Genomic DNA, 18,403 nt, shown 5'->3' on the forward strand with positions numbered 1-18,403 from the left:
AAGTGGTAAAAAACGATCCATACGCGGCATTGCGATTTAAAGAATTCAACATTTTTTTGTTGTTGCGATTCGCGTTGGTGTTCGGTTGGTCCATGCAATTTGTAGTAATAGAGTGGCAGGTATACGCCCTTACCAATGACGAGCTTAGTTTAGGAATCATTGGCCTTTGCGAATTCTTACCGGCTTTTTTCTTGGCACCTTTTGCTGGGCATATTGTAGATAAAAAAGAAAAACGAAACCTCTTTACTCTTTGTATCACCTTATTTTCACTAATCAGTTTTGGACTGTTTTGGTTAACCTCTGAATCTGTGGAATCTACCTGGGATCAGAATGCTATTCTATTCGGCATCTATGGATTGGTATTTTTTGGCGGTGTGTTACGTGCATTTTTTGGCCCCACAATTTTCTCATTGATCGCGCTTTTGGTACCAAAAGCTGTTTACCCTAATGCGGCAACCTGGAGTAGCAGTACCTGGAAAGGAGCCAGCGTTTTTGGAGCACTTTGCGGTGGATTTTTAATTGCGTGGATTGGGGTACATTATACCCTTGGTTTTATTTTTCTATTGGTGATGATCGCCCTGTTATTAGTGCTTCAGATAAAAAAGAAACCTATACTAAATAAAGTTGCTAACGAATCCATTAAGGAAAGCCTGAAATCTGGGATTAAATTTGTGTTCAATGACAAGGTCATCTTAGGCGCACTTACTTTGGATATGATCGCAGTTCTGTTTGGTGGCGCAGTAGCCATTTTTGCAGTGTTTGCTAAAGATATTTTAGATGCTGGCCCGAAAGGTTTCGGGATTTTAAATGCAGCCTTGTCTTCAGGAAGTATTATTACCATGTTGGCCACGACTTACATTCCGATTACCAAGAATACCGGAAAGAAATTATTGGTTTCCGTTTTTGGGTTTGGAATTTGTATGATCATCTTTGGCGCCTCAAAAATAATGTGGCTAAGCGTTATTGCCTTATTCTGTTCAGGTGTATTTGATGGCATTTCTATGGTGGTACGTCAGACCATCTTACAATTAAAAACACCAGATGAAATGCGTGGACGTGTAGGTGCTGTAAATTCTATGTTTGTTGGGTCTTCTAATGAATTAGGCGCTCTTGAAAGTGGTATTGCAGCTAAGATCTTTGGTGCGCCTTTGGCGGTAGTACTAGGCGGTTCGGTAACGCTTCTTACAGTAATAGTTATGAGTTTGAAGAATAAACCACTGCGCGAATTAGATTTACAAGAGGATATTGAGAATCATTATGAGGAGGTGAAAAACTAATACTTCTTAAGTTCGAAGGTTTCACCATCAAAAACACCGTAGGTATAATAAGAGATCCAATCGCCAAGATTGAAATACCTTGAGCTGTCGTTAAGTTGAATTTCTAAAGGTAAATGACGGTGACCAAACACGAAGTAATCGCGGTGTTTTTCTTCAAGTTTACGCTTGCTGTATTGGGCCAACCATTCATTGTCTTCCCCTAAGAATTTAGCATCATCATCACCAGAAATCAGTTTGTTTTTCACTGATAAATACTGGGCTATTTTCATACCAACATCAGGATGCAGCCAACGAAATAGCCATTTAAAGAAGGGATTGGTGAAGACTTTTTTCATGCGTTTGTAACCCTTATCTCCTGGTCCTAAACCATCACCATGGCCAATAAAAAAAGAGGTTTTATTAAGTATGAAATCTTGTGGTTTGTGATATACAGGGATACCGAGTTCATCTTCAAAATAACCATTCATCCATAAATCATGGTTACCTACAAAATAATAGATTGGAATACCAGAATCACTGATTTCCGCGAGTTTACCAAGGGTTCTTGTGAAACCTTTTGGAACTACGGTTTTATATTCAAACCAAAAATCGAATAAATCGCCGATTAGAAAAATGGCTGCAGCATCGTGCTTTATCTCATCTAACCAAGCAACAAATTTCTTTTCGCGCGGTCTTGAAGCTTCCATAGTAGGAGCGCCAAGATGATTATCTGAGGCGAAATAAATCTTTTTACCTTCGGGAATTTGTATGTTATGATCTTTATTCATTATCAGAAGCATACCACTCCGCAAAGCTCGTAGCTGTTTCTTGAAGTTTTAAAGAATGAAGTGTTATGTTTTCAGGTAATTGTTTTTTGATTTTTTCAGCAAAATCGATGACCATCATTTCGCTAGTTGGCTGATAATCAACTAACAAGACGTTATGACCTCTTTTTTCTAGTTCTTTCGCCAATTCAACATGAGGTGTATTCTTATTAAATACTGTAGCATGATCAAACACATCAACTATTTCGCTTTTTACAATTGATTTCAAATCACCAAAATCGATGACCATACCATACTTCACATTTGAAGTATCTGTAATAGGAACACCAATGACAGTGACATCTAAGCGATAGCTATGTCCATGCACATTTTTACACTTCCCGTCATAACCGTAAAGTGCGTGACCTGTTTCAAAAGAAAACTGTTTTGTTATTCTTATATTGCTCATTAACGTCCTCTGTTTCTATTATAAAAGTAGATGATAATAAGTACAATTGCTAATATTAGAAATAGTCTACTCCCCACTTTAATCGTCGTTTAATCGTTTTTTATTGTATCTGTAAATCGCATAAGCTATGAGTACTAACACTACGAAGGGTAATATTTGACCAATAAAGACCCCAATAGCATAGCTGTCATCGGGGGCGTCCTTTAGTTTTTGATCGATATCAACGTCCTGAATTAGGTATATAAATGCTCGTAACAAGGCTTATAGCGTTATTTGGAATTTTCGCCAAATTTAAGCGTTTTGCGCAAGTGATTTAAATGTTTTTCTGAATTTTATGATTAATGGTAGTCCTCTGGCTACGATCCAAAGTGTAAATGCTGTAAAAATACCATACAGTTTAAAGTCTAAATGATCGGTATAAAAGATCACAGGTATGAAAACTAATAAGGTTGAAAACAAGAGTACATTTCTTAAATATTGCATCTTGCCGAGGCCTTTAAATACACCGTCAAAGATGAAGGCCAATGCACATAAAGGTTGCATAGCTAGAATAATCCAAAAGACTTTGTAGAACTCATCTAGCACAGCTTTATCGTCGGTAAATATACTTCCAATAGGGAAATAGAGTAGTGCGCCAATGCTTCCAATGACAAGCCCTACCACAACGCCATATTTAATAAGTTTATTACTCAAGTTGATTAGGCTTTTATAGTCCTTGGCACCGAATAGTTTTCCTGATAAAATATTACCAGCACTAGCGTAACCATCAATTAAGAAGGCACCCAAAAACCATAGGTTAATGGCAATGGTGTAAGCGGCAATGTAGGTTGTACCATATTTTGTAGCAAAACTAGTTCCGAAGTATAAAGCTACATTGAGGGCAATAGTTCTTATAAATAAATTGACGATCATTAAAATGAAACGTTTAATTTCAGGATTAAAAGGAAACTTAACCAGCAGTGGAATGTCTGTCTTTTTAAGGATATAATAAACCGACAATAACGCCATGATTATTTGCGCAATTACACTGGCATAGGCAGCACCTTTAATATGCATAGCGGGAATAAATCCTTCAATTCCATAAACCAAGATAATATCGAGAATGATATTGGCAACAGCTCCTGAAATAGCAATCAGCATGGGGTGATATGTATTTTGAAGTCCTCTGAAGGTACCAAAAACGGCTATAGTAAATAAGGTGAACGGAAATCCGAATACTCGAATCTGATAATAGTCTATACTGTAGTTTAGAATGAGGTCTGATGCATTATATAGTTTGAAAATCTGTGCTGAAAAGGGATAGGTCGCCAGAATGATCAGAATACTCAATGACGTTATAATAAACATTGCCTGCGCCGGAAGGTTTTTCACTTCACTCAGTTTATCTGCGCCTAAATATTGAGATACGATTGATGAAATAGCACTTCGCGTTTGCCCCAAAACCCAAATTAGCATGGAGAGAAATGTTGTAACAATTCCAACGGCGGCAAGAGACTCGGTAGCATCTAAATCCATATTACCAATGATAGCCGCATCTGTCAACGAAAGAATAGGCTCAGACACACCAGAAATCAATGCTGGTATGGCGAGTTTGTTGATCTGTTTTAGGCTTATGTTGGTTGTGCTCAAAGTACTAATTCGTAACAATGAAAGGGATATTCGCTTTGCTTCGGAAAATAAATATCACCTAATCGTTTATAGCCGCGAAGTTCGTAAAACTTTTGATTTCTTTTGTTCTGAGAAAAGGTATCTAATCTTATGGAGCTATAGCTATTATCAATAGCGAATTTCTCGGCAAAATCCATCATTTTCTGTGCATAACCTTGTCCTTGAAGTTCTGGGTGTACTGCTAAACGGTGGATATAGAGGTTGTTTTCGGTTTTTGTGAGCCACTCAATAGGGTAGTATTCTTCGTCCATTAAAGACGAGATGACCACAGTGCCTTTAATCTGTCCGTTGAGTTCTAAAACATAAAGTTCATTTCGATTCACATCTTGCTCGAAAGCATTGGGATTAGGATAATGTTCATTCCACTGATAGATGCCTTTAGCGATCATTGCCTTAGCACAAGCCTTGGTTAATTGCATTATAGATTTTATATCCTCTAAATTCCCTTTACGAATCATTAAAATATGTACTTTTGTGTTAAATTTCTTAGAGATGAAAACTATCTTAGTTCCTGTTGGGTCATCCAAAAATGCACAGTCGCATTTACAATATGCTGTTGATTTTGCAAAAGCTTTTGGTGCAAAATTATATGTGATTCAAATATATAATGTTTATACCAAAGCAGGAACTATGATCAAGGTTGATCATATCATTGAGCGCGAATCTATGGCGTTCTTAGAATCTCATATAGCTTCCGTTGACACTAAAGATGTTGAGGTCATAGCCAAAACATTTAAAGGCAAATTAGTAGATACCATTGATAAAGTCTGTGATGCACTTAATGTGGATCTTATCATTTTAGAACCGCGCACTAATTCTATTAAGGATGAAGTTTACTTAGGAAAGACTTCAGGTAAAATTGTGAAGCGTACACAAATACCGGCGTTAATTGTACCTGAGGGCTATGTGTATAAGCCAATCGTGAAGATACTTTTAGCTGTGAAATCGGCCGTAATTAGAAAAGAAGGCGTTTTGAAACCATTGCTAAGCATTAAGGACAAGTTTAAAGCTGTATTGAATATTTTGTTGGTAAAAACCCCATATCATAATTCAGGAGATTTTGGACTAAATGATGAACTGCAAAGTATAATCACTAATACGACGATGGCTGAGAGTCCGACGACCTTTCAAGCGGTTTTAGAGCATTACAAAAATCATAGTCCGGATCTATTGTGTGTGGTGCGACGTCATCGCGGTTTCTTCTCAAAGTTATGGGAGGATGATATCATTTTAAAGAAAGATTTTCACAGCTCTAACATTCCGGTTTTGGTGTTGAGTGGCCTGAAATAATTTACTACATTAGCCAACCTTATAAAGGGGCATTAGCCCGCCTGAACGAATGCATTTAGGATTAAGTTGAAAATATAAATGGGGCATTAGCTCAGCTGGCTAGAGCGCTACGCTGGCAGCGTAGAGGTCATCGGTTCGACTCCGATATGCTCCACATCAAGCAGAACACCTGAACATTTGTTCAGGTGTTTTCATTTTGAAAAAGGATGAATTTTTTTGGTGTTTTCATCTTGAAAAAGGTCTAACTATTGAAATAAAGAAGTTTTTCTTATTACATTAATACAATCATCTTAATCGAATATTTTGATCATTATTAATATCTAGTTTTTGTTCAAAGAGCACGTTCTAATTCCAAATGGAGCATATAATGGACAGAAACTTACAAAGCTCGTCAATACAAATATTCCAGCAATAACTAACAATATTATTCCTAATGTCCCAGAAATTACATCAGTAAAAAACAATACCCCAACTATTGCAGCGATTATTACTCTAATAATTCTGTCTGCTGTTCCCATATTTTTCTTCATCTTATTTAAGTTTAATTATTACATTACAAAGATTGTAAATCAAAATAAGCTATGCAGTGACTTTAGTCACATGTTACTAAATAAGTTTTATTTCCCCTGAATCTTGTTTTATCTTACCCTCAGTTTCGAGTTTCTTTAAAACTCTGGTAATGACTTCTCGTGCAGTTCCCAATTCATTAGCTATTTGCATATGACTCATTCGTACCGAGGATTTATTAGTTAATAGAACTTTGTTTTCTAAATAATCATAGAGTCTTTTATCTAATTTATCGGTTAACAAATGCCCAATGGTATCTAACAACTCTGAATATCTCAAATTAAATTGATCATAAAACAAGTTGTTAAATTGGGGATATTCTCTTAACCATTCAGGTAACAATTTAACAGGAATGAGTAATATTTTTGAATCTTCCTCAACACTCGCATATACCTTACTTGGCGTGTTCTTTAGTGAAGCATAAAAGGTCATCACACAACTTTGTGATGGCTGAATGTAGTATAATAAGAGTTCCTTATCATTAAATCGGGAATAAACCTTTACCAAGCCTTCAAGCACGATAGGTAATACTTTAACATATTGCTCTTCGCGCAGTATTTCAGTGCCTTTCTGAAATTCTTTTATTAATGATTGCTCCAGAACTTTATCTAACAAAGGAGGTTTTAAAAAATCTAAAATTCGTTTATCAAAATCCATTGAACTCCAATTTATTTGTTGAGAATTAGAAATATAATCTAATAACAGCATTAGTTGTTAATCCCAATGAAAACCTAGAAAACCTATTCACAGTATCATTTTGATTTATTCTGTAATAATCATTAATCGCATTTTGTCGATTTGAAATATTCCAAATGGAAGCTCCAATTTCAGAACGGAAGGTGCTGCTTATCCTAAATTTATAAATGGCAGAAGCATCTACTCTGAAGTAATCCAAAAGTCGTTGATTATTGGCAACATCAAAATTGACATTGTCATCTACAATGTCATTTCCAATTATCGGAATTGAAGTAGGTTTTCCAGTTCGGTAATTTATACCTGCTGAGATATTCCAAATTTTATTACTGAATGTGGTTCCTAGAGTGAATGAATGTGTTATATCAAAATTACTTGGGAACTCAGTATCTTCAAGCATTTCAAAAGTATATTCATTATTTATGTAGGCATAACTTAGCCAACTACTGAATTGATTAAACTTTTTTCGACATAAAAGTTCAAAGCCATAGGCATCATAACTTCCTTTTGCTTTTGAAAATTCATATTTAGTAGTGAAACTTTGACTTTGTGTCGTAATGCCTTCAACAGTTTTATAATAGCCTTTCGCATCTATTAGCCAGCCTTTATTTTTATACATAATTCCGAGAGATCCTTGTTTGCTCTGAATTATGGGGATACTATCATTATCTGTTAGCTGCCAACGCCTTTTTTCTATACCCAAAAAATCATTTTGAAAGTTTATAACTTGCGAGGTACTCTGATGTTTAAATTCACCTAAAGCTTCGATTTCGAATTTATCTCCAATGGATTTTCTTATGCTGAATCGGGGTTCAATTATTAGTCTTTCAAATCGTGTTAGATAATTGGCTCTTACTCCTGTTCTCACGGAAAAATCATTATTCAAATTTGTATAACTCACTTGGGTGAATGTTGCGTGTTCCCTTAAGACCTCTTCATCGCGTCTAACAAATCTTGGGAGATCAATGTCATTTAGATTGATGACTTCGGTTTCTGTAAATTGATAACCAAGGTTAAACCGCCATTGATTCGTTTGATATAAATTATTAAGCTGAACACTAGACTCAGAGACGACATTTTCTTGCAGTTGTAACTGATTGTTGAGTACATCTGCATTTAATGCCTCTAACTTATATTCGCTATCATAGATATTTAACGTTGTTGAAAATTTATTATTCCACAATCGCTTATAGTTAAGACCAGCCGCTAGATTATTTTGGGAAATGCTACTTCGCCGGGTTTGAGAGTTTTCATTAATAACGGCTGTTTCATTATAACCTAAATCATTATTAACAAGAGCAAAGTTTAATCTGATATAGTCTTTATCAGTCGGCTGATATAACCAGCGAAACGACACATCAAAAAAGTTGAACTCCTGATTAGAGTTGGTAACATTAGCCACATTAGTTTCTGCTTCAGTATCTTGGGTAATTCTATCAAAATATTCCTCATAAGTTGGAGTTCTTATGAGATCATCTAAAGATTTTCGTGATGCCACCTGAAGTGATGATTTATTACCTACAGGAATATTAGAAAACAATTCGGCATTTAAAAAGTTTATTCCGAACACTCCATTAAAATCTGGATTAATTTGTTTTTCTGTTTGCATGTGTATCGTTCCAGAAATACCATCAGTAAGCGTAACATCCGAGCCGTTATTAATTATAGTTGCAGATTGCGTCATCTGCGGATTAAAGCTAGAGATCAGTCCGAAAAAATGACCTGTTTGATACATCTTTATGCCGTCCCAAAGAATGAGATTTTGATCATGAGAACCACCTCTAATGTTAATATTTGAAACCGTTTCATCGACACTTAATATACTAGGTAAAGCCTGAACAGTTTGAAGCACATCAGATTCAATAAGACCTGGTAATAGACTAAATCGTTTATAATCAATAGTTGTGGTCCAATCTTTCCTCTTATCTATACCACGAACCAAGTAGGTTTCAATAAGTACTGGTGCTATTACTTCTAAAACAACATTCATTGTAATGATTCCACATTCGGACGAGTTAAAATATTTGGCTTGGCGTTCAATGGTTTTAAAACCAATATGTCTGATGGTTAATTCTTCGTTTGGCGATGTAAGTTCAATTTCAAAATAGCCTTCATCGTTGGTTACAGCATAAGCATATTTCCCGTTAATTGTCGCACCAATCAATGGTTTTAGTAATTCTGAATCTTTAATATAACCACAAAGCTGAAGGGTCTTTGTTATGGTATAAACAAAGTCACTTACTTTTTCAAAAACTAAGCCTGTTTGTCTGTGGAGATTCTTAAGCTTTTCAGATAAGCCTAAGTTTTGTGGAATTGGATCTACAGTAACCCCATTTAACAGATCACTTCGGTAATTAAAGGTAATAGAATGTGATTTAGAAATATCATCTAATACATCAATTATGGACACCTTTTGTGTTTCCGTTTGGCCTTCAAGATTAAAAGAGGCCGCGCAAAAAACTATGAAAAGTATTAAAATCTTAATTCTGAACATTCCTTATAATGACCTCGTTATTCTCATTGATGGTATAGGTCAAATTAAGCGGCATTGTAATAGATTTTAGGGCGTTCTCAAGATTATCATGTTCAAATGCACCAGTAAAATTCACATTCATATCTGAAGGATATTTAACGATGACATTATATTGTTTTATAAGTTCTTTTATAACATCGATAAATGAGGCGTTTTCAAAAACACTCATATTTTTTAACCAGTAAGGTTCTGATATAACAATATTCCTTGTTTCGGCTCTACCAGAAGATAAATAATATTCTTTACCAGCAGGCAGATTGATAATAGTTTCATTGTGAGTTACTTGAACCAATCCTTCATAACAAGAAACCTTAAAAATACTATCTTTCGATAATACATTAAATTCAGTTCCTAAAACACTCACCTTGCCTAAAGCAGTATTCACATCAAATCGTTTTCCTTTTTCCACATCGAAGAAAGCCTCCCCTTGAAGATCTAAAACCCTTTGCTCATTCCAATCAGAACTATTATATGTTAATTCTGATAACTCGTTGAGATTTACCATTGAATTGTCTGGTAACGTGATTACCTCATTCTGAGCTAAATCAGTATAAAATGAGTTAATTTGATCTTTATTGATAATAGTAAATAATGAGAAGCCTACAACTAAAATTGCCGCTATCCCAGAAGCAATTTTAAGCCATTTTAAAGAAGAACTCTTCTTAATAATCAGTTTATTTTCAAGTAGTTCAAAATCATCTACCTCAGCGTTAATATTTCCGCTAAACCGATGAGCTTCCTGAACAATTTCCCTGTAAAGACTGGCATCTTCTAGATTATTGAAAGCTTTTACCTCATCTTCCGATAGGTCATTGTTTAACCACTTTTTTAATAAATTCTCGTTATCCATAACATGCTGTTATATTTATAAAACAACTTAGATTGAAAAAGTCCCGAAATCAATTTCGTTTTAATTCGTCGAGTTCATTTTTAAGCTTTTTAAGCGCTGAATAAATTCTATGTTCTGCTACTTTCTTTGTAATGTTCAATTCTAATGCAACTTCATTGTGGGTTTTTCCTTCTGCCTTATTTAATAAAAATGCAACTCTTTCTTCTTCATTTAACCTTGACAATGCACGTTCGTAACGTTCTAAAAATTCTTTTTTCCTTAGAACAAATTCTGGTGATTCGTTAGTGTAATCCTTTGGTTTTATCTGCTGGTGCTTCAAAACAACTTTCTGGTGTTTAAACTCATTAAGCATCATATTGTTAGCCGTTTTATACAAAAATGATTTAGCGGCCTCAGGCTTTATTTTGGAACAGTTTTCCCAAAGTTTGATAAAAGCCTCCTGTACTTTATCTGAAGGATTTAATAATTCTCCATACTTATAATACAAGATATTGCTTAAGGATTGCGCATATTTTTCATAAAGTTTTGAAAATCGAAACTTATCACAGATGTCATTATGTAAGGAATTTGGCAATGGACTTAGTTTATTGAGTCTTCAGATTTTGTCGAAAATATCGGATATTAAGTTTAGTTTAGATGATAATTGTCATGCTTCACAACATTTATCTCTAATAAATTTAAAAATTTCTTGGGACATTCTTTTCATAAGTTGTTTTAGAATAAAGTGGCGTTATTAAGCCAATCAAAAAACGAACATTAATCATAAAACATTCTATTATGAAAACCTTAAAACCAATATCACTACTCGTCTTAGTGTTTATAATGTGCTTTACCTCGTGCAGAACAGAGGACGATTTAGCAATTGATCCACCAATCGAAGAAACTATAGTAGCCAATTCAACAGCTGCAATTTTAATGAGTAATGTAGCCACTAATGATGGCTCTTTTGATAATATTATCGATAGCGCAAGCTGTTTAAGTGTTCAATTACCCGTTACGGTTACTGTTAACGGAATAGAACTTGTTATAGATGATGAAGATGGTTATGAAGATATAGAGGACATAATCGATCTATTTGATGATGATATTGATTCGATCATCATTTCATATCCTATAACAGTGATACTAACTGATTTTTCAACAGTTGTAGTTAATTCAGATACAGAATTGGCTGCACTTGCAAGCAATTGTGTTGGTGAAAATGAAGATGATGATGACATTGAATGTATTGACTTTCAATATCCTATTACCGCATCTATTTATAACGAAAATAATGACCTCATAAACACTATTACCATCAATAATGATAATGAAATGTATGATTTCATTGACGATTTGGATGAATTTGCAGCCGTTACAATTAATTTCCCAATCACTGTGATTTTCGCAGATGGTACTACTCAGAATATAAATACCATTCAAGAATTAGCAAACGCGATTGAATTGGCTGATAATACATGTGATGAAGATGATGACAATGATTTTGATGATGACGATTGTGACAATTGTTCAACAAATGACCTCGATGCAATTTTTTCAGATTGTGAAGAATTGACCGTTGATAAACTAGAACGCAATGACGAAGATTTAGAGGACAATTATGTAGGCTATGTTTTTAAATTTAATAGCGACGGATCAATTGTTGTAACCCAAGGTATGAATATCTTCAATGGAAGTTGGTCAGCTTCAGGATCAGGGAACAATATTTCAGTTACAATAGATGTAACAGGACTATCAGATTTCAATGATACCTGGAATTTACATGAGATTGAGGAGGAGCCTGGTGAGGTTAAAGTTGATCTAAGATTAGGAGATGATAGATTACGATTTGAAAGTGATTGTTCTACGGATGGTAGTATAGATGATTCATCATTGGTGAATGCTCTTACTAATGGAGATTGGTATATCACTTACTTCTTTGATGATACTGACGAAACATCAGATTTCATTGATTATGTATTCAATTTTGCTTCTGATAATACAGCAACAGCGATGGATATGAATGGTACAACTAATGGGTCTTGGTCAACTTCATCTGGAGATGATACGGAACTTGGTCTTAATTTAAACTTTGGAACAGGGATACCTCTAGATGAACTAGCTGATGATTGGGATGTTTTAGAGGTAACAAATGAAATTATTAGACTAAAAGATGTGAGCGGTGGTGACGGTTCTGAGGACTTTTTAACTTTTGAACGCGAGCCGTTTGATGGCGGGAATAATGGGGATGATTTAGAATCTATACTAACTGATGGTTTATGGTTTGTAGCTTCTTATACTGAAGATACAGAGGATCAAACTTCCGACTATGCTGGTTATGAAATCAACTTTGATATGAATGGAACGGTCTCAGCCTCTAATGGATCTAATACTAATAATGGTACTTGGGCTGTATTTAGTGGAGGTAACCAGATGGCATTAAATTTTGATACAGATATACCGTTTGAAGAATTTAACGATGAAGACTGGGATGTGATTTCAGTTTCAGAAACCGAAGTTATTATTCAAGATGTGAGTGGCGGCGGTGGTGGCCTAGATACACTTACACTTCAAAAATTATAATCTTTTAATATCTAAAAACAACAAATCATGAAAAATATATTGAATACCGGTCTTTTATTAATGCTCAGCTTTACATTAATGTTATCGTGCTCAACAGAAGACGATGAAGGAAATCCAAATAACAACAACCAACAAATTGCAGCAATTGCAAGTGCTGTTCAATCAGGAACTTGGAGAATTTCAAATTTTAACGATTCTGGAGAAAACGAAACATCAGATTTTAACGGTTATAATTTCACCTTTAACTCTAATGGATCTTTAGTTGCATCAAATGGCACTAACACAGTTAATGGCACTTGGTCTGTTACCGATGATAGCAATAGCAGTGATGATAGTAGCAGCGATGACGATGTAGATTTTAATATTTTCTTCCCTGTTCCTGAGAGCAGCGATTTTGAGGACTTGAATGATGATTGGGATGTAGTGTCATATTCTTCCACAAGAATTGAACTTATCGATATTAGTGGTGGTAATGGAGGAACAGACTTGTTAACTTTTGAAAGGAATTAAGCACTTTAAAGAACTCAAATCTTATCCTTTTTTCGCCCCAATCTGTTTTGATTGATAACTAACCAACTATGAATTTCATAGTTGGTTTTTAAATTTAAAATTAGTGTAGTTTTTTAATTTCTCAAAAATTCAACCATCGCATCAGTAACCTCCTGAAATTCTTTTGAAAGTTGGTCATTGTCCCAAGGATGCTTCACATTAAACACATGATCGGCACCTCCAATAATTCTAAATTGACTATTGGGGTTCCATTGATGTAAAGCCTTGCCCTCATCAATTTTAACCGAGGGATCATTATCGCCATGAATGATCAGATGTGGTAGTTGTAGTCGCTTTTCTGCAGACGCAATATGCAAACGCTCTTCATTAGCTTTAAAATCTTCGTAAAACTGATAATAATGCGGCATTTGCTGTTTCGTTCTGCCATTGAGTACATATTTTACACCGTCTTTTTTCCAGCTTTCTAATTCGCCAGATGTTGCGGTACGTTTTCCAAAATCACTTACACTGGCAAGGGTAATAAGTTTTGTAATTCGCGAATCTTCAGATGCTTTTACGATGACAATGCCACCACCTCGACTATGACCAATCAATGTTATTCGATCAGTTTCAATATTCGGGTTGTCATTAAATTTATGAGTTGCCCAGTCGATCACATCAGCAAGATCATCGAGCTCTTTTGTGTAATTGTTATGTCCAAAGGCCTCTAGATCTGGGAAATCAATAGGGTCTTGCATGGTACCACCATTGTGTGAAAAATTGAACTTAACAAAACAATAACCCGCTTCTGAGATCTGTTTTGCCATTACATTCCAAGCGCCCCAATCTTTAAAACCTTTATAGCCATGACAAAAAATGACCAAAGGCTGTTTAGCTTTAGTTTCAGAATAAAATGTGTCGATGAGTATAGGCTTTTTATGGCTTCGGTGAAGTATAAAATTTTTATCAATTTTCATGAGTCGAGTTCTTTTTCAATAAAATCTGTAGCCGGATCACAAATCTCTCGGATGAGATTGAATAGTTCAGTTTCAAAATTAGCTAAGGTTTGCGCCGTGATAACCTGATCTTTCGTTCTGCTGTAGGTGGATTCTTTTTTTCCGAATTTTAAAAAGCCGGCATTGAGATTTTTAAATGAAATGATACCTGCTTCCACAGGTGCTTGAATCTTTTTATTATGATGCATCATATAGGCATAACACAACACCTGAAATGACTTGCTGTATTTGTCATAATCTGTAGCAATTTCATTCCAGTCTACAATTTCAACTTTATTAGATTCTACCTTACCTGATTTGTAGTCGATAACTCGAGTTGTCCCATTAAATTGGTCTACACGATCCACTTTTCCAGTTAGCCTTACCGGGAAAGCTAAGCCTTCAATGGCTAAGGTAATGGTCTCTTTAACCTCAATGGCAATAATCTTTATAGTATTACCGGCTTTTATTTGCTCTATTTCAGAATCGATGAAATTTAGAATGTAGCGCTTGGCAATTTCAAAAATGATGAGGTTTTTGCCAGATGTAAAATCCCCGTCCTTATACAAGGATTTAAAGTGACGGGTTATTGTTGTTTCGAGTTTGGGCTTAAAACTTTTGAGGTGATCAATACTAAGAAATTCACCTTCAAGAGGCTTGTAAAACTCTTCTAAGGTATCATGAATCACCGAGCCTAAGGTGTTGGCAGCAATATTTTCTTCAACATCTTCAAACTCTTCAATATCGAGGATTTTTTCAAAATAAAAATCGAGAGGATTTCTAATATAGTTGGTTAAGGACGAAGGCGAAAAGCCCTTGTCAGATAGTTCTTTTAGTTTATCGAGAACAGATCCTGTTTTTGCAATTTGTTGTAATTTCTTTTCAATAATAGGCACATCTGGAGACACAATCGATTGCTTTAATTGATGAATGCCTTCAACATCCATCTGCGTGATAAATCTACTTTTCTCACCGCCTTTAAGGGCATCGATCTCCGTATTGTAAAGTAGGTATACATTTTTTGCACGTTGAATGAGGCGATAAAAATGATAGGTGTAAACAGCGTCTTTCTCTTTATAGGTTGGAAGTTGATGCTGCAATTTCACATCAAACGGAATGAAGGAATTATGGGTCTTGCCAGACGGCAAAATTCCTTCGTTAACCGAACTGATAATCACCGTATCAAAATCTAAAACACGCGATTCTAACATTCCCATAATTTGAAGTCCTTCTAAAGGTTCACCTTTAAAATCTAATGTTTCGCTATTGAGTAGATCTTTATATACACGATGCAGACTTTCTATTGAATTCAGATATTTATAATTGCTGTTAAGCTCAGTTAATTCATTAAAAAGTGTGTTATAGCGGTAAAGATATTCTAGCTCAAGACTATTGTTAGGTTTGTCCTTAATTAGTGAACCCTTAATTTCCTGAATAAGTTGAGTACAATGAGCTAATGCTTTTTCAGGACTGTTATCCCATGGGCCAAATAAAATATTTAAAAGACTGTGATAATCCGTCGGAGTAATTTTTCTTAAGTGCGAAACATTAATATATACCAGATTATTATTTTGAATGTGGTTAATAATAGCCTCTGCAATATTACTAGTATCGTTTTCAAATAAGTTATATATTGAAGGATGTGAAAGAATGTCTATGAGGTCTTTATAGTAAAAACTTTTAGTTTCAGATTTATGTGAAGCGAATAGTTGTTCAAACAATGAAGCCAAGGGTACAAACTTAAGCGGTAATCCCATGGTAACATTGATCTGATCAATATCTTTAGGGATTGAATGGAGTAGTGGCATAAGTAAATTTTCCTCTCCTAAAACAACAGCTACGCTCTGAAGGTCTTCATTCTTGGTGCGAATCTCTTCTAACAATTGCCCAATATACTTTGCCTGTCCCACAAATTTAGGGACACCAATAACTTCAATATTTTTCTTTTCGCTATAGTGTGAGGTGATCCAATTAAAAGGTTGTTTTTTGAAATAATTCCAATCACTTTTATGTGATCTAATAAACAGACCTGCATCATGAATATCGTCTTCTACGAACACTTCATCAATATCCCAATAGATGTGTGCTAGATCATTCTGAAGCAACCCTTGAATAATTAAAGATTCGCAAGTGTTAAGCGCATTGAAACCCAAAAAGACGTGCATCTTTTCACTATTGTTTTCCATATAGGCTTCCAGATTTTCTGTAGCCTCTCTATAGATAAGCCCCTGAAAACCTTTCTTGTGGTTTAGCAGTTCATCAGTGAATGACTTATAATAATCCTTAAGTCCTTTCCAAAACTTTAAGTGGCGTTTTACAAGATCGGTTTGTTCAGTTTCTAAAGACCAATGATTAATTTCCTTGATCGCCTGGAGATAATCGAATATAGCATTTTGGTCGGTGTAGTAACGATCTATTTCGTTGAAGTCTTGCAATAAGATTTGTGCCCAACTAGCAAAAGATTCAAAGGGCTCACGATCTTCTTTTTTTGTATGATCTACATAAGATTTGTAAAGCCAAAATAACAGGTTGGTGTTAGATAAACTTCTTAAGCCTGAAAGTTCTTCTACGAAGGCTTCGATACTTAAGATATGAGGAGCAAATGTAGGTTGATCTATAATTTGTGAGAGGTGATGTTTTAAAAAAACACCTGCGCGTTGACTAGGAAGGATGAAGTATAGATCTTCAGGATTTAAGCCCTTTTCTTTAAGATCTAGCAACACTGTTTTTATAAAACTACTCATTTTATAAAAATAAAAAACGCTCCGAATTTCGGAGCGTTTTTCTATATATTTTGAAGTTTAATTAGCTCTTAAGCTTAACTTCTACACGTCTGTTTTCTTTTCTACCTGCTCTTGTTTTGTTATCAGCGATTGGATTATCCTCACCGTAACCAGTTGCAGTTAATCTTTCAGCGCTAATTCCGTTAGCAATTAAGTAATCTCTAACTGCATTTGCTCTTCTTTCAGATAAAGCTTGGTTAGATTTCTTAGAACCAACTGAATCTGTATGACCTTCGATAGCGAAGTCAGCCTTTGGATATTGCTTGAAGATGGCAACCATTGCTTGTAATACTTGGTCAGTTTCTTCTTTGAAAGAAGCTCTACCTGTATCGAATAAGATAGTTCTTGCATAGCTGTTTAATTCATCGATAACCTCTTGAGTTGGGTTGATGATAGGACAACCATTATTAGCAACTTCACCAGCTTCGTTTGGACACTGATCGTCTTTGTCTAATACACCGTCACCATCAGTATCTGGCCAAGGACATCCGTTGTTTGCAGATGGACCTGCTTCGTTAGGACAGTTATCGTTTTTATCAGCGATGCCATCACCGTCAGTATCAGGACATCCGTTTAAAGCAGCTAAACCAGCAACTGTTGGACACTCATCATCGATATCTCTGATGCCGTCACCGTCACCGTCAGGACAACCGTTAAACTCTGCTAAACCAGCAACGTTTGGACAGTCATCTTTTGAATCTTGGATACCATCGTTATCTGAATCTGGACAACCATTAAAAATTTCTAAACCAGCTTCTTCTGGACAAGCATCATCCTGATCGTAGATACCATCACCGTCAGTATCAGTTCCACCGAACTTAAACGTTACACCAACTGAATGTTGGAAGTGCTTTGGTAAGTAATCTTCGAAAGCATGCTTATAAGTTGAATTTAAATCAACACCGAATTTTTCAGAGATCCAAACTTGAAGACCTAAAGTACCGTTTACTGTACCAGCACCTATATCGTCTAACCAAGTGTAACCACCACCGGCACCTAAATAAGGATTTAATTTCTTAGAATTGATTAAGTCCATAAAGCTATATGAAACTCTACCATCAGCTGCATAGTACGTTAAGTTGTTAAGTCTATTAGTACCAGCTTCTGATCCATCAGGATTTAAGTTAGTACCAAATTTGCTAATTTGGTTAATAGAACCTGTTGCAGTAAAAGTGAACCCATCGCCTATGTATTTAGAAATAGAAAGGGTTGATATTGAAGGAAGAATGTTCCAGTGATCGTTTGCGTTAAAGTATTCGTCAAACCAGTCACCCTGTGGAGTTGGCTCACCTACAGGATATGGATCAACTGCATTTACTCCTATTGTAATAGCCCATGGATTGTTCTTGTCTTGACCATGTGAAGTGCTAAAACTAAAAAGAAGCACTGCGACTAATAGTAATCTGCTAAGATTTTTCATATTCTAATTAATTTAATTTTAAGTGTTAATTGTTGGCAAATGTAACTTGTTAAATAATATTAAC

17 protein-coding genes and 1 tRNA gene are annotated in these 18,403 nt (G+C 35.3%); 5 read left to right on the forward strand and 13 right to left on the reverse strand.

The genetic code is table 11. The features are described 5' to 3' along the window. Positions 1 to 2 precede the first annotated feature (2 nt). On the forward strand, positions 3 to 1,277 hold the full coding sequence (locus DDY94_RS06745) for an MFS transporter (protein WP_111683284.1): 1,275 nt from the start codon (positions 3 to 5) through the stop codon (positions 1,275 to 1,277). Here DDY94_RS06745 and DDY94_RS06750 read toward each other — a convergent pair. The 5 genes from DDY94_RS06750 to DDY94_RS06770 form a co-directional block, all read right to left on the reverse strand. Beyond that, positions 1,274 to 2,026, reverse strand: coding sequence for a UDP-2,3-diacylglucosamine diphosphatase (locus tag DDY94_RS06750; protein ID WP_111683380.1), 753 nt, complete (start codon positions 2,024 to 2,026; stop codon positions 1,274 to 1,276). The genes DDY94_RS06745 and DDY94_RS06750 overlap by 4 nt on opposite strands. A 10-nt stretch (positions 2,027 to 2,036) precedes the next feature. Further along, positions 2,037 to 2,489 carry a 6-pyruvoyl trahydropterin synthase family protein gene (locus DDY94_RS06755; protein WP_111683285.1) on the reverse strand — a complete coding sequence of 151 codons (453 nt, stop codon included), beginning with the start codon at positions 2,487 to 2,489 and terminating at the stop codon, positions 2,037 to 2,039. A gap of 78 nt (positions 2,490 to 2,567) precedes the next feature. Beyond that, positions 2,568 to 2,747, reverse strand: a complete 180-nt coding sequence (locus tag DDY94_RS06760; RefSeq protein WP_111683286.1) for a hypothetical protein — start codon at positions 2,745 to 2,747, stop codon at positions 2,568 to 2,570. 33 nt (positions 2,748 to 2,780) lie between these two features. Continuing rightward, complete coding sequence (locus tag DDY94_RS06765; RefSeq protein WP_232817833.1) at positions 2,781 to 4,118, reverse strand: MATE family efflux transporter; 1,338 nt, start codon at positions 4,116 to 4,118, stop codon at positions 2,781 to 2,783. Further along, positions 4,115 to 4,615 (reverse strand): GNAT family N-acetyltransferase, encoded by a 501-nt coding sequence (locus DDY94_RS06770; protein WP_111683288.1) that lies wholly within the window; start codon positions 4,613 to 4,615, stop codon positions 4,115 to 4,117. The genes DDY94_RS06765 and DDY94_RS06770 overlap by 4 nt, the downstream gene beginning before the upstream one ends. A 34-nt stretch (positions 4,616 to 4,649) precedes the next feature. Between DDY94_RS06770 and DDY94_RS06775 the strand changes: the two genes are divergently transcribed. Together DDY94_RS06775 and DDY94_RS06780 are read left to right on the forward strand one after the other, a co-directional pair. Then, entirely contained in the window at positions 4,650 to 5,447 is a 798-nt protein-coding gene (locus tag DDY94_RS06775) for a universal stress protein (RefSeq protein ID WP_111683289.1), read from the forward strand. A gap of 80 nt (positions 5,448 to 5,527) precedes the next feature. After that, positions 5,528 to 5,601: transfer RNA gene (locus DDY94_RS06780), tRNA-Ala, on the forward strand. A 166-nt stretch (positions 5,602 to 5,767) separates the two neighbouring features. Here DDY94_RS06780 and DDY94_RS06785 read toward each other — a convergent pair. From DDY94_RS06785 to DDY94_RS06805, 5 genes are all read right to left on the reverse strand, one after another. Then, positions 5,768 to 5,977, reverse strand: a complete 210-nt coding sequence (locus tag DDY94_RS06785; RefSeq protein WP_111683290.1) for a YgaP family membrane protein — start codon at positions 5,975 to 5,977, stop codon at positions 5,768 to 5,770. A 76-nt stretch (positions 5,978 to 6,053) separates the two neighbouring features. Next, positions 6,054 to 6,671 carry a Crp/Fnr family transcriptional regulator gene (locus DDY94_RS06790; protein ID WP_111683381.1) on the reverse strand — a complete coding sequence of 206 codons (618 nt, stop codon included), beginning with the start codon at positions 6,669 to 6,671 and terminating at the stop codon, positions 6,054 to 6,056. Positions 6,672 to 6,696: 25 nt separating this feature from the next. After that, positions 6,697 to 9,201 carry a TonB-dependent receptor gene (locus tag DDY94_RS06795; RefSeq protein WP_111683291.1) on the reverse strand — a complete coding sequence of 835 codons (2,505 nt, stop codon included), beginning with the start codon at positions 9,199 to 9,201 and terminating at the stop codon, positions 6,697 to 6,699. Continuing rightward, complete coding sequence (locus DDY94_RS06800; RefSeq protein ID WP_111683292.1) at positions 9,188 to 10,090, reverse strand: FecR family protein; 903 nt, start codon at positions 10,088 to 10,090, stop codon at positions 9,188 to 9,190. The genes DDY94_RS06795 and DDY94_RS06800 overlap by 14 nt, the downstream gene beginning before the upstream one ends. Before the next feature lie 49 nt (positions 10,091 to 10,139). Then, entirely contained in the window at positions 10,140 to 10,664 is a 525-nt protein-coding gene (locus DDY94_RS06805) for an RNA polymerase sigma factor (protein WP_111683293.1), read from the reverse strand. Positions 10,665 to 10,867: 203 nt separating this feature from the next. On the opposite strand from DDY94_RS06805, the gene DDY94_RS16215 reads away from it, so the two are divergent. Further along, the gene (locus DDY94_RS16215) at positions 10,868 to 12,652 is read left to right on the forward strand and encodes a hypothetical protein (RefSeq protein WP_198658923.1); all 1,785 of its coding nucleotides are present in this window, start codon (positions 10,868 to 10,870) and stop codon (positions 12,650 to 12,652) included. 27 nt (positions 12,653 to 12,679) lie between these two features. Continuing rightward, positions 12,680 to 13,162: a hypothetical protein gene (locus DDY94_RS06815; protein WP_232817834.1), complete on the forward strand. Its 483-nt coding sequence runs from the start codon at positions 12,680 to 12,682 to the stop codon at positions 13,160 to 13,162. A 113-nt stretch (positions 13,163 to 13,275) separates the two neighbouring features. Here DDY94_RS06815 and DDY94_RS06820 read toward each other — a convergent pair whose 3' ends face one another. The 3 genes from DDY94_RS06820 to DDY94_RS06830 all read right to left on the reverse strand — a co-directional run bounded on the left by DDY94_RS06820 (position 13,276) and on the right by DDY94_RS06830 (position 18,339). Beyond that, entirely contained in the window at positions 13,276 to 14,118 is an 843-nt protein-coding gene (locus tag DDY94_RS06820; protein WP_111683294.1) for an alpha/beta hydrolase family protein, read from the reverse strand. Next, positions 14,115 to 16,880: a PD-(D/E)XK nuclease family protein gene (locus DDY94_RS06825; protein ID WP_111683295.1), complete on the reverse strand. Its 2,766-nt coding sequence runs from the start codon at positions 16,878 to 16,880 to the stop codon at positions 14,115 to 14,117. Before DDY94_RS06825 ends, DDY94_RS06820 begins: the two co-directional genes overlap by 4 nt. A 61-nt stretch (positions 16,881 to 16,941) precedes the next feature. Then, on the reverse strand, positions 16,942 to 18,339 hold the full coding sequence (locus DDY94_RS06830) for an OmpA family protein (protein WP_111683296.1): 1,398 nt from the start codon (positions 18,337 to 18,339) through the stop codon (positions 16,942 to 16,944). Positions 18,340 to 18,403 lie beyond the last annotated feature (64 nt).

It is taken from the genome of Winogradskyella tangerina, from assembly GCF_003260205.1.
Taxonomy (GTDB): Bacteria; Bacteroidota; Bacteroidia; order Flavobacteriales; family Flavobacteriaceae; genus Winogradskyella; species Winogradskyella tangerina.